This is a genomic window from Niastella sp. OAS944 (assembly GCA_024809215.1).
Lineage (GTDB): Bacteria > Bacteroidota > Bacteroidia > Chitinophagales > Chitinophagaceae > Niastella.
Genome location: JANUBW010000005.1, coordinates 255,572 through 279,955 on the forward strand (window position 1 = coordinate 255,572; position 24,384 = coordinate 279,955).

Genomic DNA, 24,384 nt, shown 5'->3' on the forward strand with positions numbered 1-24,384 from the left:
ATTATTGGTTTAAAAACAGATCTAAACTGTTTCTATTCACAATTCCCGATGTGCTTTGGCCTTGGATCCCCGTAAAAGATAAATGCTATTAAAAAGAGTGGCTTAACCGTTGGTATGAATCGCCAACAACTGCATATGTCATTGACTGGCACTCAACTAAAATATGAATTTTTATTGTAAAAAATGAAATTCTGTTAAATAATGGGTGTTTTATCAGGAATAAGGCATTTTTTTTCATAAAGCTGAATAACAGTAAAGATTGTTTGATTTCTTACAACTATTTAGAAAGGGCTGAAATAAGAACCGATTTTTTACAAAAGCGTCATATTGCTTTCATAAATATCCGTTTAGTTATAATGAACCTGGAAAGTTGTAAAAAAGCAGTAGTTTTTTACAAAAAGGCTTAATAGGTTAAACTTCTTCCCGAATAGTTACAAAAAAGCCCGATAGTTTACAAAACGACAGGATTATTTATAATAAAGACTGAATGTTTACCATAAAACCAAAAGGTTGTAAATAAAGCATGATTGTTTACAGAAATCCTGAAAAGTTTAAAAAGCTTCTTATTTGTTTCCAAAAAGCTGAAAAATTTGTAAAAAGATGAAGGCGAGTGCCTGACTTTGGTTCGTTACAAGCTGCTTTTGAGGTAAAACTGCCTGACTTTGGCCCAAAACAGGCGAACATCGGTTGAAATGTCAGCGACCTTACTCACAAAATCACGCACAATGTAATAAAGCAACCACACATTGAAGCGTTGCTGCCTGATTTTCCGCCAATTCAACTAACATTGTCCTAAAACAAGCGAACATACAACCGTTGCAAGCAACATCTCCAATTATTTCAGCCAACAACAACAGAAGTGTTGTGTTATCCGCGTTCATTACCTTTGCACCCATGGATTCCCTTCGACCAATTCTTACCTCGTACGCATATAACATCCTCGGTTCTTATGAAGATGCTAAGGATGTTGTTCAGGATGTAATGCTTGAAATGATCAATCGCGCCGGAGCCGACATACAAAATGAAAAAGCTTACCTTACCCGCTCGGTCATCAACCGCGCCATTAATGCCCGTAACAGGTTGCAGAAGATGCAAAGCGGTTACCCCGGTAACTGGCTGCCCGAACCGGTTGCTACTGAAACGGCAGACGCTGAAGTGAACCAAAAAGACATTCTCTCGTACTCCCTTATGGTACTACTCGAAAAGCTCGACGCCAAACAACGGGCCGTTTTTATATTAAAAGAAGCATTCTCCTACGAACATGAAGAAATAGCCGAAGTGCTTGATATCAGCGTTGAAAATTCAAGAAAAATACTCAGCCGGGCAAAGGCAGCCCTTCAAAATGAACGGTTTAATGAAGTGGTAAAGACCCCTGGCGACTACCTCACTAAATACATGGACGTTATTCGCTCCCGTGATGTAAAAAAGCTGGAACAACTGCTTAGTAACGATGTAATGGTTGTTTCTGACGGTGGCGGTAAAGTGGCGGCAGCCCTCAACCCGTTAGTGGGTACCGAAAGCGCTTCCCAGTTCCTGTATGGCATTTACAATAAGTTCTACTTTGACCGCGAGCCGGTACGTGGCTGGGTAAACCACCTCCCCGCCCTGTTCTATTACGATAATGATCAGCTTGTTACCTGCATGATCTTTGAGGTGCAGGATGAATTAATTCACCGGGTTTATATTGTTCGTAATCCGGATAAACTGGTGGGGATTAATTGAAATATGAAGTAGGAAGTAGGAAGTACGAAGCTCGCTATTTTTCAGCCGGGTTTTGTATTTCCTACTTCCTACCTCCTACTTCTTACTTCGTTTTTCAAGAAATAGTAAAAAAGTTGTCACACGAAAATCTTCCTGTTTGTCAATAGGGTACAAAATCTATTAAAACATGGAACGTATTTCATTTCAGGATGCATCTGGCGTTTACAACGCATTAAAGCAGGGACAAAACTACATAGACCAATGCGGGCTCGACATTAAACTGCTGGAGCTGATGCGTATGCGCGTATCGCAGATCAACAGTTGCGCATATTGCCTCGATATGCACTATAAAAAAGCCATTCATGCCGGCGAAACCCCATTGCGCATTGTCTCTGTTTCGGCCTGGCGCGAAACCGACTATTATACACCCCAGGAGCAGGCCGTGCTGGCTTTTGCCGAGCACCTCACGCATATGCCGGCTGAAGTGCACAGTGAACATCTGCACGATGAACTGAATAAATACTTCACCAAAGAAGAAATTGCCAATATTACTATGGCAGTTATCCAAATAAACTCCTGGAACCGTTTAACCCGTTCATTTGGTTCGGTGGCCGGGCGGTTTAAGCTGCCTGCGGATGCGGCTACGGTTTAGGGAATGATATCAGTTACCTACAAAAGCCTTGTAAGCTTTCGGCTTACAAGGCTTTGTGTTGCCTGGCACATTTAATTGGCCAGCTTTCAAAACATCCGAAGTGCTTTATCTGAACCTGCAATGATACCTGCAGTTTCCATTTTTTTAAGAAGGTCGGCCAGGTCATGCTTTTCCTTTTGTTCATCAAGGGGATTGCCAGCTTTGTTAAGAAGTTGTCCGCCTAAACGCTTTTGGCAATACCTGGCCGCATTAAGCATAATGTCGTAAATATTCTTAGCATCAGCGCTTCTGGGAATAGAAAATCCAAACACCAGGTTAACAGGGTTCATTTCTCCTGCTTTTATGGCTTCCGGCAGGAAATAACCAGGTTCAGTAACCGTCCAAACGCTAAAGTGTTGGTCGTGCCCGTATTCTTTATTGTTATTCCAGTGAAAAAGGTCACCATCACCCCAGGTTAATCCAATACATTGTAAAGCATCCCACATTTCAATTCCCTTATACTCATTGTTACTTTTCAGCACTATAATAGCATCATGGTTAAATTCTTTGTGAAGTGCAATCAACCTTTTTGCCTTGATAATTGCGCTGTCAATGCTTTCATGTGGTTCAATTCGCAACTTTGCCGGATACTTTTTTAATCGCTTCTCCAATTCAATAATGTATTTTTCAAGTTCTTTAGGGTCATAAGTCATATTCTTATCGCTGTATATTTCCTGCACATCAACGGCAACCTGCAATTTGCTGTAAATATCCGGCGTACCTCCTGCATCTGCAAAAGTCCAGCGTTTGTCTATTGGCGAAAAGCCATATAACGAGGATGGAAATTTTGTCCTCCACTCATAATTGAAAATTTTATTAAAATCATTTTTTTTAAAGTTGTCACCGTTCACCTGAATAAGATCAATTACCCATTCTCTTTCAGGATCTGCTTTGTACTCAACAGTATCTGGTTTCGGCGGCATATGGGGAAATGTCAGCCGGCTGGTATCTAAAATATAGGATACATCTTCAGATCTTTTGTCAAGTTGTAAGCTCTTTACTCTTTCATTGCTTTCGCTTTGGGTAGAAATAAAATACCCGCTCTTAGTTGAACTGGATTTAGGCAGAAATACACGGTAAACAATGAGCGCCACTACTATTAAAACAGCTGCTATAATATATAAGGTCATCGTTCTCATTCTTTATGGATATTCAACATTCCAAATAAACAATGTAAAAGTAACCAAATAAAAAAGGTGAAAAACACCCGTTTTTATGATATCAAATATTAGTAAACTACAATATAGATAACCATCAAAGTATCACCAAAATCATTGGTGGATACCTATTTTTTTATCATGAAACAATTTATTGTATATGTAATAACAGCGGTTATTATAGGTAATATATGGATGGACTTTGTAACAAATGAGTTTACTAATAAAATTAAAACCCGACTTCAGCTTTTCCCTTTCTACAGAGAGAATGAATCGCTGATCCTGATACTATCTACACTGAGTTTAGCTTTTATTGCCTGGTTTATAACAAAGCCCCGCAAGAAGAAGGCCCGCAACAATCAAAGAAATGAATTGCTGGAGTACTTTGAAAATTACGTTGAAAACAAGATCAAAGTCACATTGAGCGATGAATCTTATTTGCTACAGTCGTTTAGTGTGTATAAAAAGACAGCGAATAATAGATATGTCTACTATCCCCCGCCCCCCCGGCCACCTGGTAGTAAACATTTGACTGCAGATGTTGATATGATATACAAAGATTACGTAAATAACAATGAAAGATTGTTGATAACGGGAGAGGCAGGAGCAGGAAAAAGTTCCGTTTTAGTAAGAGTATGGCGGAATTTGATTAAAGATGCCCGTTTAGATGTTACTGCTGGCATACCGGTATTTATTAATGCCGCTACCTGGGAATATAACCTCTCAAACAGTAGCAAAGATTATAAAAAAACATTTATCAATTGGGCCGCTCAACAAATAAAGGATATATTAAGCGACGTTAATATTGAGGAGTCTTTTATCCGCAATGAATTACAGAATGGGAAGGTAATATTACTATTGGATGGCCTGGATGAATCGGCATATTCCCGATACTTTATAACATGTCTGAACGCCTATTTGCAGAACAGGGATGGAAATCCTAATAACTTTATTACAGATGTTATCATGTGTTGCCGATCTGAAAAATTTGATGACTACTTCGCAGGTTATCTGGAGAATGTTCATATAGCCAACTATGTAATTAAGTTTAACCCGATTGATGACCCATTAAAGTCTATCGCTCCATTAGAAGTAAACAGCAGATCTCACCCCGTCTTTTATTTAAAGCAATCCCTGGAGAAACACACGCATATTCGTGGATTATTACATTCGGCATTCCGGATCAAAATGGCACTGGCCCTTTCGAAAAACCAAAAGAGAAAAATAGACTTTGGCGCTATCAGATCGGACAATGACCTAATTGATGCATATATCAGGAATGAGGTTGATAAGGTGACAGTAAGTAAACCTTATAAAACAGTTAAATATCTTGCACAGCTAAGCCTTATCGAGGATGGCCTTCACCCAACCAATGGATTTAATATTCTTGACTGTATGTCGTTAAGTGCAGGGCAGGAAATAAGAGTTGGTTTAATCCGGTGTCTGGTAACTTTTATCTTCGGCTTATTGATCGGAGTTGGATTATATCTAAGTTTTTATCCTTTATTTAGCCTGGCAGGCCCCTATACTATTCAACCTCATTGGTGGACGTTAGGAAAACCTATTGTATTAAACGCAATGTCTTTCATTGGAACTGTAGCCTTTCTCTCTCTCTTATTAACATTTTACGAGGAAAATTATTTTCACAGGCTGCGAGACTGGATCTTCCCCAGGATGAATTTGAGTGATTACATTATCATTTTGTTTTTTTATGTAACAGTGCTTCCGTTTGTCTGGAATATTCAAAAAAATCCAATAGCTGCAATTTCAACTGCAGTAATACTGTTTTTTTACGTAATCAGTGGAAATAAAAAAGAAGGAACACTTGGCTCTTTGCGATCGGACCATCATTTATGGATCATATTTAGCCGCGCGATAGTGTATAGCCTGATCAGGGGATTTGCTATTGCTTTTTATATAAGTATGGTACTTTTCTCTTTTTGTACTATTATGGAACGCACTAATACATTTCCTTTTTTAGAACTGGGAAGATTGTATACGCTGTACCCAAGACCGGGCTACTTCCCAACAATATCAGTTCTGACAACAGGCTTACAGATTGCTGCATTAATATTCATGAACATGTATGTGTATAGCTTTTTTTATAGATGTATGTCGCTGGTTTTTACAGGCAAAATGCCTGTCAGGTTATTCGTGTTTCTTGCCAATCTTGATGAAAATACCGATTTGATCCATTTCGAAAATGGGAACTGGAAGTTCACTCATTCGTTGCTAAAGGAAAGATTACAGCAATATTTGCCGGCAGATAATTGCCAGGCAATAGACAGGTAAAGTTTTGAGATTTCGGGATGTTGACATTTGTTTTGATTTAAGACAAATCTCAAAATCCCGAAATCTCTAAATCTCTTCCTTCTTACATCTTTCTACCGTGTATCTTTCAGCTTAATTTCCAGCTTATCACCATCATTCTTAATGGTAACTATTTCTTCTATTTCTGCCGTTGCCCCCGTGGCGGCATTGGCCGATTTATAAATAGGGCTCGATGACAATACCGCTCCGCTCGGATGCACCAGCGAAGAAGTGCCCGCATAATACGAATAAGAATACTGATGCGTATACCCAAAGGAGGTGATCAAAATATATTCACCCGGCATTAAGTTCGTAAATTCAAAATGCCCTTTATCATCATACACGGTTGTTTTTTTTATACAGGCCGACACATTAGGATCAATAGGTACCTCGGGCAGCTTTTTACCTTTCCTTATTTTCTTATTCACCGCTTTCCATTCTTCAATATAGGGTGAGTTGGGAAGAATTGACACTACAGTTCCCCTGGGAGCAAATTGCGCTTTGTTTATATTAACCACCTGAAGTCTGTTATTACTACTATGATCTCTTGCCAATGCAGTTCCCATAATTACACTGTTGCCCTTCTCTAATTTCTGCAATGCTTCTTCCTTATTGAATTTGCTTGCAATTGGCTGGTAATCCAATTCCTCATTTACACAAATCTCTATAGTTCCACCGCCTACAGGCATTTCGCGCTGCCATATGCGGTAATCTTTTTTATCTATGATGTAGGTATAATAAGCGCCTGAAGACTCTTCCAATACACTCACCAGCCAGCTTTCGTGTTCCCCGGTTTTAGGTGAACGTTGCACATAGCTTTTTACATCTTTTATAATGTAGTTACTCAGTACGCTGTCGGGACTGGTGCCGGTTCCATAATAAAACTCCGGGATGGTAGCTTTATAACCCGCACTCAGCGGCAGGGTGGTAAAAAGAATTTCCGATACATTAAAGTCAACATATTTGCCGGTAGGCTTTATGGTTACCTGCTTATCCTTTTCACCAGTGGTATAATGCCATTTAGCGGTAACAGTGGCGCCGAAATTGAGATCGAGCGTATTTTTCAGTCCTTCCGACTTATAACTGCGCACGCTTAGTGTTTTTGCATCCGTTACAGATGTTCTTTTCCTATACCATTTATCTTTATCATCCTTGTAGTCGACAATAAACCTTAACGCATCACCTGATAAAATGATCTCATTTGTAAAGGTGCCTTTTTTTATCCAGTTATTATCTTTTACATAATAGATCGTGTACAATGACTTTCCGGCTTTCAAACGGTCGGTATTGATGTCTGAGCTTCCGGGAGTCACAATTTTCTGGGCCATACCGGCAAGGGGTACCAGTAAAAGAAATGCTGATCTTAACAGTGTTTTCATGACGTACTTGTTTTCTTATCAGAGGAAACGACAAAACTAGCCACTTTTTAGCCGAAAACATATCCCGGTTTTCCGGTATTTAGCTATTTATAGCGAGTCCCGGATTAAAGGACTGTGAACTAAGAACTCAGAACTGAATAACTGTTTTTCCTTTTTGCGTAACTGGATTTCCCTTTTTTGAAAACCTGCCCGTTTCTGCACGCCTACTTTTGCATTCCTTTATTGATTGTCATATTACGAATATTCAAATAACTTAAAACCATTATACCTTATGTGCAATTACCAGACGTTGTTTTACGATGATGAAAGCGGATATGTGATCCTTTGTCGTGGTTGCGATTCTATTCAATTGGCTTTTGGTAATATCCTGCTAACCTGGAACCGTACTGATTTTTACGATTTTTTCGACTTCATAAAGCGGATGTTCAGCGAAACACCCATTGACCCCGCTACCATAAATAAAAAAACACTGGCCATTCCCGTTCCCTGCGAAGGGGTGCGCATATTGTTAAGTCCGCGCGAATTGCAACAGCTGCATACCATGCTCGATTCTGCCGAAACCGAGTTGCAATCGAAACAGTTGATGAGTATGCTTAGTGGCGCATAAGCAGGTTGGTTTGGAAATATTTTTGAAAAATAAGCTCTGATGAAAAGGATATCTACAGTTCTGGCATTCTTACTAATTGCAATTATTCCCGTGTTGGCCAACGATCCGGATGATGGATTTGGCACCATTAAAGGTCGTGTTACAACGGCAGATAATAAGGCAGCTGCTGCTGTGACCGTTCTACTTAAAGGCACCAGAAAAATAACCGTTACCGAAGATGATGGTTCTTTTTCTTTTACCCGGGTAAAATCGGGCGCCTACGAAATTGAGATCTCGCAGGTGGGTTATGAAACCATTGTACAACAGGTACAGGTAGACGGCAATAAAATAACTGCCGTTTCTATTCAATTAAATATCTCTTCAAAACAACTGGCCGAAGTGGTGGTAAGCGGCCGCAAAGGCTTTAGCGTTACCAGCAGCGATTATGTGTCGAAGATGTCTTTGAAAAATATGGAAAACCCGCAGGTATATTCAAGCGTTTCTAAAACCTTACTCAACGAGCAACTGGTATTTTCGGTTGATGATGCCCTGCGTAACGCCCCCGGCGTTCAAAAAATGTGGGATGCTACCGGCCGCAGCGGCGACGGCGGCGGTTATTACAACATGCGCGGTTTTATTGTTCAAAGCACCTTGCGCAATGGTGTGGCTGGTAATGTGGCTGCGTTGACCGATGCCGCCAACCTCGAAAAACTGGAAGTGATAAAAGGCCCATCGGCCACTTTATTTGGTAATGTACTCACCTCCTATGGCGGATTAATGAACCGCGTTACCAAAAAACCATACGATCATTTTGGCGGTGAGATCAATTACTCAAACGGCAGCTATCAGTTCAACCGGGTGGGTATTGATATAAATACACCGCTTGATTCTGCAAAAAATGTACTCTTACGGGTAAACGCCGTTTACAGAACAGAAGGCAGCTTTATGGATAATGGCTTTAACAGGGGTTTTGTACTGGCGCCCAGCCTTTCCTATAAGGTAAATGATAAACTGAATTTTCAGTTCGATGCTGAATTCTATAACGGACAGAACACCGGCTTGAATGTATTGTTTTTCCCCTCCGATTCAACCATGGCCAACCTGGGCGTTGACAGAGCCGATAAATTGAACATCGATTACAAACGTTCTTATGTGAATGAAGACCTGTTCCAGACCTCAAGGAACATAAACTTCTTTGGGCAAATGAATTATACTTTCAATGACAACTGGAAGTCACAAACCATCTTCTCTGCAACCAACGGTTATAGCGACGGTCCTTCACCTTATTTCTATTTGTTATCAAACGGCAATGCGACTGAGGGTGCGGTTATTAGCCGCAATGATCAGTATACCAAAAGCAGCAAAGACCAGTTTATTGAATTACAGCAGAACTTTATCGGCAATTTCAATATCGGCCAGTTTAGGAATCGCTTTTTGGGCGGACTCGATTTTACCCATCATTATAGCGATCAGTTCTTTGGCGGCAATACTTATGATACCATCACTGCTTACAAGTATTTGAATGATTCTACAGGAGCCATTTATCGTGGCCAGTACCAAAGTTTTAACCGTACCAATATGGACCGGTTATACCAGGAAGTTGGCGATCAATTCACCTACCCCGCTAACTATATTGCCAATACGTACAGTGCATATGTAAGCGATATGTTCAATGTAACAGATAATTTGATGTTGCTGGCGGCTGTGCGGTTAGACCATTTTGATAACCGCGGACCTGCAGACGATATCACCGGAAGTTTTGTAAATCCTAAAGCGTACGGTCAAACTTTTCTGGCGCCTAAATTCGGTATCGTTTTTCAGCCGGTTAAGGATAAAATTTCGCTTTTTGCCAATTACCAGAACTCGTTCACCAATAAATACGGTGTAAATGGCGGCGAGGACGACAAAAATGATTTTGTGCCCGAGCAGGCCAACCAGGTGGAAGGCGGCGTTAAAGTCGATGTTTTTGAAGGTAAATTAAACGCATCGGTTAGTGTTTATAACATTAAAGTAACCGATGTAATACGTCCTACTTCAATACCAGGAATTTCAATACAGGATGGCACCCAAATAAGCAAAGGTTTTGATGCTGAGGTAATTGCAAACCCAATTGCCGGCCTTAGCCTGTTAGCCGGCGTTAACTATAACGATTCAAAATATGAAAAATCGGCAGATCCAAATGTAGAGGGTATGCGCCCCGGAACAGCAGGTTCGCCCTGGGTGGCCAACTGGTGGATCAGCTACCGCCTGCAATGCCCAACATTGAAAGGCCTGGGAGCCGGATTTGGCGGTAATTATGCCAGCGATAATAAGATCATCAATGCAAAAGACCTGGGAACTTTCACTTTACCGGAGTATACAGTGCTGAATGCCTCTGTATTCTACGACCAGCCGAAGTTCAGGGTGTCGGTAAAAATGGACAATCTTACCAACAAAAAATACTGGGTGGGTTACACTACCGTTAACCCGCAAAAGCTTAGGAATTTCGCTGCAAGTATTGCGTTTAAATTCTAAAAACCAATAGACAATAGGCAATAAGCAATTGGCAAGGGTTGCGGATTTTCGAGTACTCCTGTAATTCGCGAATCCCTTCTTTGCCTATTGCTTATTGCCTATCGCTTATTGTCTATTGTTACACCTAGTTCACCCCTACCCTAACCACTAAGCCTAAGTAAATTTATTTACCCGTTAAATGTGTTACTAATCAATGCGCTGAAGGAGTGTGTCGAATATTTGCAAAGGGGGTGTTTGGGAGTGTATTTTTACATCGTTATAACAATCCAATGCAAATGAAACCGAAACCAGATCCGAAACCGTAAGAAAACAAGCCCTGAAAAATAAGAACCCTGATCGTACCCTTTTTAAAGCCTGATTTGTAGTAAAGATCCGTACCCGCCTTAGTCCCTAAACCCTGACCGTAAAAGATTAAAGGCAACCCCTAAACTGACCGTACCCTAAGCCTGATTTGTAGCAAAATATCCGTACCCGACTGGAAATCCTATGAAAACCAAGTGCCTAACCTATGAAACCGATAACTGGCACCAGTAGACCCTAAATAATCTGATCTTGACCGTACCCTTTTGAAGACCTGATTTGTAGCAATCCCTAAACCCTAAGTGTCACGTACCCAAAAAATCCAATTAAGATCCTGAAGAACCACCGGCCCTATGAAAAAACGATCTTTTATCCTTTGAAACAGAACCTGGTCCATTAAACCTGTATCGAACCATTAACCGACTATCCGAAACCCAAAATCCGATCCCTGAAAACTGAGCAACAAAAAAATCCAATTTAAAATCCTGGAGCACCTGACCGGATCTATGAAAACCAAGATCTGTTATCCTTTGAAAAAGAACAAAATCCATTAAGCGAAATCCATTATTGAAAAACCGGTCCTTGAAACATTAAGTACACCAATATCCGTAAAACCTTAATCAACTGTCCGTACCGTTAGAAACTATTTGTACCATTTGAAAACGTAATGTAATCCGTACACTGCCATCCAATCCGTTGAAAGACCTGTAATCAATGATCCTTTTGGAAACCATCCAAAGAGATTGTCCTCCCCACCCGATAGCTATCGGATACGGGGAGGATTTTTTATTTTGTGAATTTATTTTTTTTGTTATTTTCGTAACGGAATCCTTACCTTCGGTTCCAGGTAAGAGATAGACTGGTAAACAACAACCTCCCGACCAGAATTATCGGTATAGCTTCTGATTGTAGATTTTATCTTTTTGAATAAGACGTGATTTGTAAATACTTGAACTTCCTGTTCAATTAAAATATTCCTGCTACAATGCGTGTGTATTGCATTGAGCAAGGTAAACGATAAACGTTACAGAATACAATAAGTCGGCACGCACAGGAAGCAGTACTGGAGTTTCGGTATGTGTGAAGTACAGCCTGAAATTATAGATTGCTTCTAGGCAACAAGCCCTGTTTTTGCGCAGGGCTTGTTTATTTTTGTGAAATGGAAAATCTTACAGGCAAATGGGGCGGAACATACATGTATACTTTATCCCCGGCTGAACAGTTAGAAGATATTCACCCCGATGACGTGGAAAAGCTAATGGGCTATACTTATATAAGAAGTCTTCATGAATGTATTGCTGATAATGGCAACTTTATAACAATAGCCTTTGGTGATGATTATCAATTCAGGGTCAAAAGGTCAATCTTTATCCCTGTAAATATCGTTCCCCAATTTAAACCTTTTGAAAAAGTAAAATTTATGAATACCAAAGGGGTGCTGGAGTTTGGGGAGATCAGGGGTGTTCATTGGCACAATAACAACAGAATATTTTACTACGATGTAATGGTCAATGAAATCATGAAAGGGAGAAGATATTATGAAGAAGACCTGGAACTGCTATAAATACAGAAAGGGTGGCTAATTTGTTAGCACCCTTTCTGTTTTACTTAATCTTTTCGAAGGCTGTTAATAAACTCTTCAAAGCTGTTTGCAATTTTTCGTACAGGCTCAGCTGATACCATGCCAATAACATCATAATATATGCAGCCGTTATCGCTTTCGCCAATGGAAACATAAAACGATCTTCCCCCGGGATCGGTGGCAAACGGTATCAAATCATTGCGACCAGCGCCTTCCTCTTCATCCCTTACTACAGGCAATATCATTTCTATAGAGGCATTTCTGTTTTCCTGTAGCGGCAAAAAATCATTCACCGTATATTGGTCGAGGTATTTGTGTTCCTCAGTTGTTGTTCCGCCATAGGTTAACAAAAACGCTTTTAAATATTCTGGAAAAATAATATCGTATTTCTTTTCGAATGCCGATATTTCATCAGATGAAGTACTAACGCCATCAAATTTAAATTTAATAGTAAGCTCTTTCATTAATAAACCTTTATTTTCTATCATTGAACCATGCTTCAAACCACCCTGTTTCTTCTTCTATCTTTTCTATTTCTTCCAGCGTAAATATCCAGTCATAAATAGCGATCACATGTTGTAGACATATTCGCAGGTAGGCTAAAGAAAAATCATAACATACTCTGGACGGTGTATTATCTGTGCCTGCCAGCAGAAAATGGTTTATTCCATTTTTTTCTCTTTTGGGTCGCCGTTTCACTCCAGTCTTTTTCATGAACATCCATTAAGAAATATTCAAAATCGTCCTCTTGTTTTCCAAAATATCGACGAAGTTCGATGTCCTGGATCTTACCATTGCTTTTTAAAGCATTTTCACTGAATGCACAATAAAGATTAGCTTTTAATGCGGCTAACATTATATTTTTAAATGTCTCTTCCTGAGAAGGGATGGTATTTGATAATATTGCTAATGCCATTTATATGAAGTAGATGTTGAAAGCTATAAAAACAGAAAGGGTGGGTTAATTAAATAGCCCCCCTTTCTGTTTTAGTTACTGTTACCAATTATTCTTTTGGATATTTTGTTTTGTCGTCAAAATAATCCGGTGGTATTGACGATGTGAATGTTTTATCAAAAGCCTCGCATTGCCTGCCATAGTTAGCGCCTAATTGAAAGATATCGAAATCAGAGGCCTTTTCATATACTACAACAGCAAAATTCACTTCATCCCTTACAAACCGTGCAAGTTCAAAATCTGTTTTATAAATGCTATTATACCAATCAATTGTTTGTTGCAGCATATACGGTTGATTGGTAATAATGTTAAACTCTTTTTTATTTTGCTCCATTGACCAATACAAGTTTTATGTTAGGAAACATTTCATTAAACTGCTCTATAATATTCCTGCACGATTTACAATAATCAAATTCAGATACGATCTTTAACTCGCCCCTTACGTCTGAATAAACTTTGCCCAATTTAGCATCAGCTTTTAATTGCTTTGCGAGCCAGTTCAGCATTTTATACTCGGAACATACGTTTCTTAAAAACTTATTCCCGTCTTTACCTACCACTTCAAGTGCGTTAAAGATCTGGGGCTCCCCTATAGCCACCGCCCCGCTGCTCCATACCGGTTTAACATCCGCATCTACTCCATTTATTTTGCCGGTCATGTAAGCATGATTTCCGGCATTCCCTTTATTTTTTGCAATTCTTGCTTTGGCTGCCTGCTTCTCTACGTTTGCTGCGTTATAACTATTATTTATTTTCATTCCCAAATCGTCGGCCTTCCTTTCAAACACTTTAAGCACACCAGGATCAGCCTGATCGGTTATTTTATATACACCTCTGACAATTGACCCATTTTGTTCGGTTACGACAATAACGTCAAAATTATCGAAATAACTTTTAGCACCATCCACTATTTCTTTTTCTGTTTGTATTATCCCTTCCACTGTACGGGCGCTAACACCCTGTCCTACAACTCCGCTTTTTCCCGCACCAAAACCAACAGGCGCCATAGCATCAACTGCTTCCTGTGAGAAATAGCGGTTACCCACAACAGCGTATTCTTCTCCGTTAATCACTTTTTTCGGATAATCACTCCAAAACGCCCATTGTGGATCTGGAGCAATTTCAGATGCATTATTCGCAATGCCGGTTTCTTTTTCAACACCTTTCATCATCTCATCCAATTTCCCTTCCAAATCATCAGCCAGGGCCATTTCCTTTTTCATCTCCTTCAATATCTTTCCCTGCTTGTACAACTTACGAGCGTACAACCCAATTTCTGTGCCTATACCACCTAAGCCATAATATAATTGAATGGTATTCCAGGTATCCAAAAATGCCTTACCCTCATCTGTTTCGTTTAATTTGTTGACGAGAAAATCATTCACTACAATATCGCCCAGGCCCATTCCCAGGTCTACGATCGCCTTTGTTACACGTAGTGCTTTTTCCAACTTGGTTGCAGCCTGCATAGCTGCTGTTATCTCACCTACCCCTACTGCTAACAGCGCAACATCTAAAGCGAACTTTCCGCCCTGTAGTAATCGCCGGTTATTTTCTTCATTAAAGATCGCATAAGCTAATAAGGCAGGTATGGGCATTTTGTTGCCCTTTATAAAATTAACTTTTTCGTTTAGTTTAAACGGACTTTTAAAACATACCCACACATAATCTGTGGCCTTAAGCCCTTGCGCCGATTTAAGATCATTGGTGAGCTGCGGCCGTGTTGATAATGTGATAGTCCCATTTTCATCAATTGTCTCTTTTGCCGTATATCCTGTAAACAATCCTTCTTTGAACGGCACAAACTTATCTGTCAGGATCGCGGTTTTAAGATCGAATCCTATGGGCCGGGGAAATTTTGCCAATACCACTTTACTCAGCCACATGATCATTTCCCTGAACTCATCACCATCCACATCGGTAAACAATTCTTGCAACCGGCTTCCTTTACTCAATATTTCCAGCCATTCTTTTCGTTCTTTATCGGGTACTGTTGTCACCAGTCTCGTAGCTATCTTATCGCCCAGGTTCCAGGTATGCAGGTTGCCATCGTTCAGGATCTTCAGTACGCTATCGCGCTTCGAATTATTAAGCGCTAAATAATCCTTGTCTTCAAACTTCCATAATGTCCATATGATGATCTTTTCGCGGATCTTGCTTTGGTTCGAAGGTTCGGCATACCATCTGCGGGTAAGCGATAATAAGGCTTCCCTCCTGTTCTTAATGGCAATAAGGAATGCAGCCAGGTCTTTTTGGAACTCGTCAACAGTACTTAAACTAAAGCCCATTTCATACAACCCACGTTCCTGATCGCTTGCACCTTCCCATGCCTCTTTCAGGTATTCATTCCATATTTCTACTTTAACGCCATCCAGGGCTTTGGCAATCCCCAAGGCAGTTGCATTATCCATCGTCCTGCTTGACATTAGGTCGTCAAAAACCTCGCGTGCAAAAGGTTGACTGATCTCATTTACTACTTCATAATTGCCCTCTTTAGGCAGCCAGCCTTCTTTATTATTGGCAGCATCCAACTTGTTCAACTCATCTATATTAACGGTGCCATCTCCGTTCCTTGGCGCTTTCTGTAACAAGGTTGCGTTATAAAACCCTATAAACTGATGGGTGCCAGGTACAGTGATCAGCATATATTTCTTTCCACCTACCTCAATGCTGTTACTTGTTTGGTTCTTGCCATTTAGGAACTGGATCTGAATGCCGTAATTGAATACGAATACGTTCGATGGCAAACTGAAATTGCTGAACGCTTCGGCCACGGTTTCGGCCAGCGTGCTCAGTAAGGCCATTTCTTTTTGGTCTGCCTCAAACTTTTCAAGCACATAAGGACAAAAGCGTTCATTATTGTCGTTCCATTTTGCTGTATTGCCCGTTGCCCAGTCTTCAATGGTAAGGTCTGTTTTGGTTGTAGCGGCTTCGTCTATTTCCTTTTCAGTATTACCGAAGAAGGCTTCATCGGCCTGTTTTTGGGCTATTTTAGCCTGTAAGCTTTCGGCATATTTATTCCAGTCTGTTTCATTACTGATCTTCGATTTAAGGTATTCGGTAAGCGCTTTTTGTTTTTGCTCACTGAGCGATCGTATACAGGCCGGCAATGCAGCTGCATAACCCTTTACATCGTTGTCGTTATATGGGCCATGTTTTGCCAGCGCATTTATGGCTTCACGCTCATTAATAAGCGAGGCTATACTGGTTTGTAATTCTTTTACATAACCCGAAACAATGGCTTTATACAGTTTATTCCTGGTAAGCCCCAGTTGCACCAAAACCCCTTTGCCAATATTATTACTCAGTTTCTCCAACAACGGTTCCACCTTCTTTAACGTTGTACGCAGTTTCTTTTCGGCTGCAGCGTCATTAGAGGGGTCTTTATCTTCCAGGTCCTGCATGGCCGCTTTTACTTCGGCCAGCGCTGCCTGCACATCTTTACGCTCCCGATCGTTATATACATAGGTATCTTCCCATACACCGTCGCTTATGCCCAGTAGTTCTTTTGCAAAATCTTTTATTTCACCCAATGAACCGGTCTCAAAGTCGGGCATTTTTTCGGTCCAGTTCTTAATGGTCTCTACATCATCCTTTACTTTGGTGCGGTCTTTTATCCAGGCATCAATACCATCGGTAAGCGCCACTACTTCGCCCTGGGTTAGCTGAAGCTTGTCATTAATTTGTACATCGGCAAATTTTACATTCAGCCTCATCCCTAATAATGGTGTGGCCACAGCGCCATACCCGCTAAAGCGGCCATTACCGCCCGATACTTCAAGCAGCTGCATATCAAAATTGCCTACCCGCACCACCATGCCTGCTATGGCACTGTTCAATGGCTGTCCGGCTATATTTGCTCCCATACCGTTATTGGCGGTGTCGTTTTTGCCGCATTCGTACACGCGTTTGGGCATGGTAGTAAATACCGCCGTTTCGCTCCAGCTGCCATTAATGCCCTTCATCACCGGCTGCACACGCGCCTCGTAGGTATTTTCAGGTTCCAGGTTAAACAAATGGAACAGGGTATCGGCAACGTATTTTTTGTTCCATTCATAGGTGTCGGTTTTGGCGTCTTTGGCTCCCTGTTTGCGGTATTGCAGGTTCCAGCCATCTAATGACTGCGTATTGCTTATATGCCACCACCATTTGCCACTACGCTCACCAAGCGACTCAGCCAGCAACTCGGGTTTCCCAATATTATTCACCACAAAAGGATCAACGCCGCCGTAGGTAAACATACAGGCAAGGCTGTACCCGTTATTTTGAAAAGCATCGCGGCCATCTTTATCATATGCCTGTACACGCCAAACATATTGCATACTATCCTGCAAACGGGGCTCGCCGGGGCCATATACCAACATGGCGTTATCGGTAGTAACACTATAAATAGGTTTACTGCTGCGAACGATGTATTCGGCATTGCTACCTGCAGGCCGCACTTCAAACAACTCGAACCGGTAACCTGTACCCGATGAACCGGTTACAAATGAAGGTGTATTTCGGATGCTCCAGGTAAAAGTTAAAAATTGCGGATCTTTTCTTTCTACCCGGCTATTGCAAAGCGGATAGTTAAGCAGGGGCGCTTCTTTTTTCTGAAAGAAGAAGATGTTACAGCCATCGTTACTAATGGCTACATCATCGCTGCGGTTATAATCGTATGCGGTAACACAAATGCGATAGGCCCCTTCGGGCAATGCTTTTGTACGTTCATAATTATCACGACTGAACCCGTTTAAAAACTGCAGATGGTCCGAAACCAGGTATTCATTCAGTTGTGTTCCTGTAATGATCTGCGGCATACCGGGCAGAATTGTTATACCCGAAGGCCGGTAAGCAGGATCGGTTTGCATGATCACCTGTCCATTCAACTCAACTTTTAACCGAAGCCGCACGGTATATGAAGGCACAGTAAGATCGTTCAGCGTTAGTATTACCCGCAGTTTATCATTACCGGGGGCTGAATAATCGGCCAGGTATACACTATATGGCGGTATCAGCTGCAACGAAGCCGTTACCGGATGTATGGTTTGAGCACCGGCGTTGTTTACGCTGAACAGCCCTGTAATAATCAGTATGCAGTAAACAATCCAATTCAGTACCCTTCTTTTTGTTATCATACGGATATCGTGACTAAGGTTCATAAGAATAATATGCTAATGTGCTAATTTGCTAATGTGCTATTAAGCCAGCAGCATGTTTTAAAAACTAAAATTGTAACCCATTGTTACCGTTAACTCTGAAAACTGAGGACGGGGAACTACTGCCTGTTGATGCAGGTAATTAACTGCTGCATTTAAACTATGCCGTCCTGTTACTTTTTTATTGTTGGTTATACCGCTGCCATTGGGCGTTGGGTTACTTTGCGCCTGTGGCGTAAACGAGGCCTGCAGTGCATTGTTCCATACACCGTTGCGGGTGGTAACATTATTTACCGTTGATCTTGTTATGTTGTAAGCCGAAGTGGCATTCAGCCTGAGCTTTTTCTTAAGCAATGTTTTTGCTGCGCTAAGGGAAGGACCGGTAAACCAGGTGCGTGCGCCCGGCATATCCTGCACATAATAATTGCCGCCGGCTGTTAGCGAAAGGTCTTTTTGCAACTGGTTAAATGTATACCCGGCATTGGCGGTGTAGAAATTGCTTTTCTGCGGTTCGGTCCCCTGTTGTGAAGGCTGTGCATCACCTGCCAGCTGGTAATTGAGGGTTAGCATTATTCCGTGCCTTATATTTTTATCACCAAACTGATAAGCCACCACGCCGTTATAGCTGGTATTTACCTGGTAAAAGTTGAGTGAATCGAGCGGATTACTAAAATAAGGATCGTATACGGGCCGCACTCTTGTAAAGGTGGTAAAGTTGGAATAAGATCCATTTACCATCCAATGCTGATTTGGTATAACGCTGATATTACCGCTGCCCACCCATCTGCGGGTAGTAGTGGTTTTTGTATTATCGAGGTTGTTATCCTGTATACCTGCATTGGCCGATATTTGCACCCGGTTATTAAAGAGCTGCACCGAAGGTGCAATGGTAATATTGCGCATATCGTTTACAAGATTGTAAGCTCCCAATGTTGTATAACCCGGCGCCACTCTTTCGAAACGCATTTGAATACTATAGAAATTACCGGTATAACCAAGACCGGCCTGCAGCGCATCGAAGTACACTGTAGACGCGGAAGGTGAAAGGAATTGTTTCACTAAATTAAACTGGCCCTGCAAACTATCTTCAGCGCTTTTAACGGCCCGTACATCGCGGTTAAGTACCGATACCGAATACTCCACATCGGTGAACAGCCGTTTAAAGAACGATTGCCGTACCGATACCGCCACTGCTGTATTTTCACGCGGAGTAAGCGTGGCATCGGCAGGCACAAAAGGAATGGAGTTTGCATCGTCTTTTGCCTTAAAAAATGAGATGCTATAACTGTTGCCTTTGTCTTCATACCCGGCCTTCCAGCCCCAGCCCTTGCGTTCAAAAGCGGCGCTGTTATAGCTTTCTTTATTGTTTACATCGAACGGAACAGCTTTTAGTAATGTACCATACATACCTGCCACACGCCATTTACCCGGACTTAATTCAACCCCGGCCCCATTGAACATATGGCCTGCCAGGGTATAATTACTAAAGGTCATGCTGGTATTGCCAAAGTAACCCCGCGCCCATTTATACGATGGTGCAAACTGGAACCGGTTGAACGGCTGGGCAAAATTGCGGCCCTGGTTACTATAGCTAAAGGAGAACGGCATATTATAACCGAAAAGGTTGATATTAAGATTACCCTGTAAGAACCAGTTGAACGGATCGCGCCGGGAATCAATTCCATGGGCCATATAGGCCACACTATTGGCGCTTACCGATCCATTGATCTTTACGCCTTTTTTCACCCCCAGCTCATCAATAGCCTGGGCATACAGTTGCCTGCTAATAAGGCAACACAGAAACAGGGTGAGGAGTTTGGCTTTTTTCATCGGTTGTTAAGGTTTAGGGTTAAGGGCATTACCTGTTTATAATAAACAGCACATCGCGACTGTCGTTTTCGGCTATCACTCTCAATACATAGGTGCCATTACTAATATTTCCCAGTACAAACTGGTCGTCGGTGATCAATGCCGGGTCATACGCACGGCGCGCTATTTCGCGGCCCGAGCCCATATCCTGTATAAGGATGATGAGTTTTTGTTTGCGGTTTAGTTTAACATGTACCGAAAACTGGCCGCTATTAGGATTGGGGTATAACGTTACCGTATCTATTACCTGCACCGGCGGCGTATACACCAATCCGGCATTGGCATCGTATGGGTTTATGTACACTGTTTTACGGAGTGTATACGCACACCCTTTGAAATAACCGGTCATGGCAACCCAGTAGCTTCCATTGCTATTGAATTTTATGCGGGGCGATGCGCCGTTCTCAATTACCTGCGCTGCCGGGTCAAAGCTCCAGTGTACTGAATCTGGTATTGGCAATGACACTTCTTTTATCACCAGCGTATCCAATGCATTTTTACCCGATGCTACAAGGAAGTTGATCTCGGGCATGGCATTGGCCGGGTTAATGACTACGGGGTACGAAGCCTGGCAGTTATTATTATCCTTTATTACCACCTGGTAAGTACCGGCAGTAAGGTTGCCCAGCACGGTATTGTTTTGGAAGGTGCTTCCATTGTTAGATGAATACTGGTAAGGAGGCGTGCCGCCACTGGCGCTTACCGTTATGCTTCCGTTTGAACCAACACAAACCGGTTGTGCAGCAGTGATGGCCGACAAAGCAGCGGCGGGTTGCGCCACCAATACGGTATCATTGCTTAAACAGCCGGCCCCGTCTGTTACATGCAGCACATATTTTCCGGCAATAACACCGGCCAACTGATCGGTTGTATTGGTAAAGTTTTCCCATTTATACTGGTAAGGTGGTTGTCCGCCGCCGGTAGTAACTTTTATTGCCCCATCATTGCCGCCAAAACAACGCACATTGGTAACATTGTTCGAATACGTTACCAGCGGTATGGTAGAAACAAGCGTAACGCTGGTTGTCCACCGGCAATCGAATTTATCTTTTACCACCACCTGGTAGGTGCCGGTATACAAGCTGGTAAATACAGGGGCAGATTGAAACGTTTTGCCGTTGTCGATGCTATACTGATAGGGCGCACGGCCATATTGAATGTTGATGCCAAATGAGCCGGTGGGTGTACCGGGACAGCCTACTTCCTGTTTATTGACAATACTTCCCAGTAAAGGCCGTGTTGGTTGTGTTAAGGTAATGTTCTTACTTAACTCACATCCACGTTTATCTTTTACAGTTATAGCGTAAGTTCCGAAAGTTAACTGATCAAATACCGGGGACGTTTGATAGGCGGCGTGCCCTATAGCATATACGTACCCGCTGCCGCTTCCGCCGGTGGCTGTAATGGTTATGCTGCCGTTGCTGCCATTATAACAACCCACCGAAGTGCCGTCATAGTCTGAAGACAGCATGGTAAAGTCCATAGGTGTTGGCGGTAAACTAATGGGGTACGCGGTATTATCTTCTATTGAACATCCTTTGGGATCTTCAACCTTTACATAATAATCGCCGTTAATGGTAAGCGGGGTATTTTCATCAAACGCTATATAATGCAACTGATCACCTACTGAATAATAGTAAGTATAATTGCCATTACCACCAGTAGCGGTAATTTTAATACGGCCACCATCTGCCTTACAGGCAGCATCGGTAGTTTGCACGTTGGTGATAAGCAGTTTGGCAGGTTCTTTTACTGTTACTTCCTGCGAATAAATTGAACAATTTAATGTTGATTTATTATCCGAAACCTTTACGCGGTACCTGCCGGGTTCCAGCGAACTAATTTGTTTATCGGTTGCGAACCAGAAAGGATTGTGTTGCCAGGCAGTACCATTCCAATATTCCCAGTAGTAAGAATAAGATCCTGAACCACCCGTTGCCAACACATCTGCTATTCCATTATTCTTGCCAAAACAGGTTACCGGTGTAACGCTCATGGTTGCCACCAGTTGACCACGCTGTGGCACTGTTACCATTTGCACATCATTATCGTTACAGTTCTCATCGGCAGGTTTTGAAGTGGTTAACTCATAGGTGCCTGCCGTTAAGCCATTAAATAACCCATCGGTATTAGTGCTTATAACAGTGCCGTTACTTCTTAAAGTAAATACATACCGGCCGCTGCCGCCATCTCCTTTTACTTCAATAACGCCATCATTACCGCCGTAACAGCTCACGCTATCGGTTTTCTTTATTGTTGCTGTAAGCACAGGCGGAGCAACAATGGTAACCGTTGTATCCCAGCCGGCACAGGTAAGCCGGTCGGCGTCCAGTATTTTAACCTGGTATTTACCGGGCAATAAATTGCCAAATAAATGATTTTGATTGGTAACGCCTGCATTCTCTGCCGCCTTAACGTTATTCTTCCATAACTCATAGGTATACCTGCCCATACCCTGCAACACGGTTACTGCAGCGCTGCCATTGGCAGGGTCATAACAGGTAGCCTGGTTGAAAATGGCCTCTCCTCTTGTTTTTGTTGGTTCTGTTAAAGTGATCGGCAGGGTCTTTTCGGGTGTACAGGCATTTTTCATGTAAATGGTATACTCATCGGCGGGTAAACCGGTGCGTTCAAATACATCGCCTGTGATAGTTGCATATTCGGTATTGAGCTCCGGATGATCTTTTGCCTTTAATTTAAACTGGTAACCACTACCCGGGTCTCCGCCTGCGGCCTGTACTTTTAAAGCACCATCACCGGCAGCAAAACACGAAAGATCGTTTGATGATAATTTAGTGATGGTGAGTTCGGGATATTCTCCAATGGTAATATTCAACGGATAATAACAATTACCGGAACTTTCGCCTGGATTTATCACCCATAAGGTATAATCGCCCTTGGGCAAATTATCGATCACGATAGGCGCATCGGAAGCTGATTTTGGCACATTGACTAACCCATCACTTTTCTTTTCAATCAAACCACAGGTGCTCGAAATAGTTTCATCGTCGTTAAATACAATAGAGCAGGTGCTGTTGTTGAAGTGTCCGTTCTTCAGTAACCAACGTACCTGTGTAAACGGTGTACTAATGGCATTGTATGGAATTACAACCTGGCCATTGTTTGGGAACGGACAGGATTTTTTTATTGTAAAATTCGATTGGGTAAGAATAGGTGGTGGCGGCAGGAAAGTGTAAATAGATGTGTTTGACCACGAGCTTTCCTTTCCCTCTGTACTCGATGCCTTTACTTTGAACATCACTCTTTTGCTGGTGGTAAGGTTATTATTAAATACTGCCGTTTGGGGTGTGAACCGGGCAAAACGGTCGGTATTGGCATTAGCAGGCGTTAAAGTGTTCCAGTTTTGGATGGTGATATAATCGGGCAGGTCGCAATCCCAGCCAGACACCCAATAATCTCCAAACCCCGGATCATACTCCCAGTGGCCGCAATCGCCCCATTCATTTTTATAGTTTTGGAAACTTTTATCGGGGTTCATTATTTCATACGTATCACCTTCGAAGCCATATTGCCACGTATATTGTAATCCTGAATTATTGGGCAGCACATCGGTAGCCAGCTCAAGTACATCATTGGCGCAAAACGTGGTTAACGAGGCATTGGGCTGCGGAACAGGCTGTTTAGGTGTTGTAATGGAATACCTGATGTACAGGTCGGCATATGCACTGGAGCTTGCGTCATTGTTTGTTAAACGGCCTAATGGCACCAGTACGCCCGGCGGGAAATCGGCGACATTAACAGTCATATTGGTGAGTAATTCGTGGCTATCACCATCTCCACAACTGTTATTCTCTGCCTCACATTCTTCGCTATTACTTCCAAAAGTACAATCACGCTGCCGTTCGTGGTGGCTGCGCATATATAGGGTGAACGAATTGGTGCCTGCCGGTAAGGTAATAGTGTTCAGCGGCTTCCAAAAGGCATCGTTGTAGTAATATTTTTGCCTGGGTAATTTTATACAACGCTCATCGGCATTGTTACACAAAGGGTGCATCAGTTTACCACAGGCATCTTGCGGATCATCTTTATAAAAGCGGAAACGGCCGCCATAGTCATCGCCCCCATCATTTTGATAATCACAATAGATCGCTTTCACAACGATCTCAACCTGAATTTGGGCCCTGGCAGTTATCATTGCAAACATGCCGGTTAACAATAGCAATAAGGTCTTTTTCATG

Annotated in this window: 14 protein-coding genes; 6 read left to right on the forward strand and 8 right to left on the reverse strand. The window is 42.1% G+C overall.

Annotated features, from left to right (window positions below):
* Positions 1-894: 894 nt before the first annotated feature.
* Together GGD38_RS21820 and GGD38_RS21825 are read left to right on the forward strand one after the other, a co-directional pair.
* Positions 895-1,722, forward strand: coding sequence for a sigma-70 family RNA polymerase sigma factor (locus GGD38_RS21820; protein WP_375301322.1), 828 nt, complete (start codon positions 895-897; stop codon positions 1,720-1,722).
* A gap of 166 nt (positions 1,723-1,888) precedes the next feature.
* Positions 1,889-2,353 (forward strand): carboxymuconolactone decarboxylase family protein, encoded by a 465-nt coding sequence (locus GGD38_RS21825; protein ID WP_375301323.1) that lies wholly within the window; start codon positions 1,889-1,891, stop codon positions 2,351-2,353.
* A gap of 86 nt (positions 2,354-2,439) precedes the next feature.
* Here the strand turns inward: GGD38_RS21825 and GGD38_RS21830 are convergent, their stop codons facing one another.
* Positions 2,440-3,531 carry a cell division protein ZipA C-terminal FtsZ-binding domain-containing protein gene (locus GGD38_RS21830; protein WP_375301324.1) on the reverse strand — a complete coding sequence of 364 codons (1,092 nt, stop codon included), beginning with the start codon at positions 3,529-3,531 and terminating at the stop codon, positions 2,440-2,442.
* Positions 3,532-3,744: 213 nt separating this feature from the next.
* Here GGD38_RS21830 and GGD38_RS21835 point away from each other — a divergent pair, with 213 nt between their 5' ends.
* Positions 3,745-5,841: an NACHT domain-containing protein gene (locus tag GGD38_RS21835; RefSeq protein ID WP_375303877.1), complete on the forward strand. Its 2,097-nt coding sequence runs from the start codon at positions 3,745-3,747 to the stop codon at positions 5,839-5,841.
* A gap of 92 nt (positions 5,842-5,933) precedes the next feature.
* Here GGD38_RS21835 and GGD38_RS21840 read toward each other — a convergent pair whose 3' ends face one another.
* Positions 5,934-7,238, reverse strand: coding sequence for a hypothetical protein (locus GGD38_RS21840; RefSeq protein ID WP_375301326.1), 1,305 nt, complete (start codon positions 7,236-7,238; stop codon positions 5,934-5,936).
* A gap of 271 nt (positions 7,239-7,509) precedes the next feature.
* On the opposite strand from GGD38_RS21840, the gene GGD38_RS21845 reads away from it, so the two are divergent.
* From GGD38_RS21845 to GGD38_RS21855, 3 genes are all read left to right on the forward strand, one after another.
* On the forward strand, positions 7,510-7,845 hold the full coding sequence (locus GGD38_RS21845) for a DUF6686 family protein (RefSeq protein ID WP_375301327.1): 336 nt from the start codon (positions 7,510-7,512) through the stop codon (positions 7,843-7,845).
* Between the two features lie 39 nt (positions 7,846-7,884).
* A complete protein-coding gene (locus tag GGD38_RS21850) occupies positions 7,885-10,338 on the forward strand; it encodes a TonB-dependent receptor domain-containing protein (RefSeq protein ID WP_375301328.1) in 2,454 nt (817 codons plus the stop codon).
* A gap of 1,459 nt (positions 10,339-11,797) precedes the next feature.
* A complete protein-coding gene (locus tag GGD38_RS21855) occupies positions 11,798-12,202 on the forward strand; it encodes a hypothetical protein (RefSeq protein WP_375301329.1) in 405 nt (134 codons plus the stop codon).
* A 44-nt stretch (positions 12,203-12,246) separates the two neighbouring features.
* Here the strand turns inward: GGD38_RS21855 and GGD38_RS21860 are convergent, their stop codons facing one another.
* The 6 genes from GGD38_RS21860 to GGD38_RS21885 all read right to left on the reverse strand — a co-directional run bounded on the left by GGD38_RS21860 (position 12,247) and on the right by GGD38_RS21885 (position 24,383).
* Positions 12,247-12,708: an SMI1/KNR4 family protein gene (locus tag GGD38_RS21860; protein ID WP_375301330.1), complete on the reverse strand. Its 462-nt coding sequence runs from the start codon at positions 12,706-12,708 to the stop codon at positions 12,247-12,249.
* A gap of 146 nt (positions 12,709-12,854) precedes the next feature.
* Positions 12,855-13,136 carry a hypothetical protein gene (locus GGD38_RS21865; protein WP_375301331.1) on the reverse strand — a complete coding sequence of 94 codons (282 nt, stop codon included), beginning with the start codon at positions 13,134-13,136 and terminating at the stop codon, positions 12,855-12,857.
* Between the two features lie 88 nt (positions 13,137-13,224).
* Positions 13,225-13,509, reverse strand: a complete 285-nt coding sequence (locus GGD38_RS21870) for a hypothetical protein (RefSeq protein WP_375301332.1) — start codon at positions 13,507-13,509, stop codon at positions 13,225-13,227.
* Positions 13,496-18,319, reverse strand: a complete 4,824-nt coding sequence (locus GGD38_RS21875) for a deaminase domain-containing protein (protein ID WP_375301333.1) — start codon at positions 18,317-18,319, stop codon at positions 13,496-13,498. Before GGD38_RS21875 ends, GGD38_RS21870 begins: the two co-directional genes overlap by 14 nt.
* Before the next feature lie 57 nt (positions 18,320-18,376).
* On the reverse strand, positions 18,377-20,146 hold the full coding sequence (locus GGD38_RS21880; protein WP_375301334.1) for a hypothetical protein: 1,770 nt from the start codon (positions 20,144-20,146) through the stop codon (positions 18,377-18,379).
* 28 nt (positions 20,147-20,174) lie between these two features.
* The gene (locus tag GGD38_RS21885; protein ID WP_375301335.1) at positions 20,175-24,383 is read right to left on the reverse strand and encodes a hypothetical protein; all 4,209 of its coding nucleotides are present in this window, start codon (positions 24,381-24,383) and stop codon (positions 20,175-20,177) included.
* Position 24,384 lies beyond the last annotated feature (1 nt).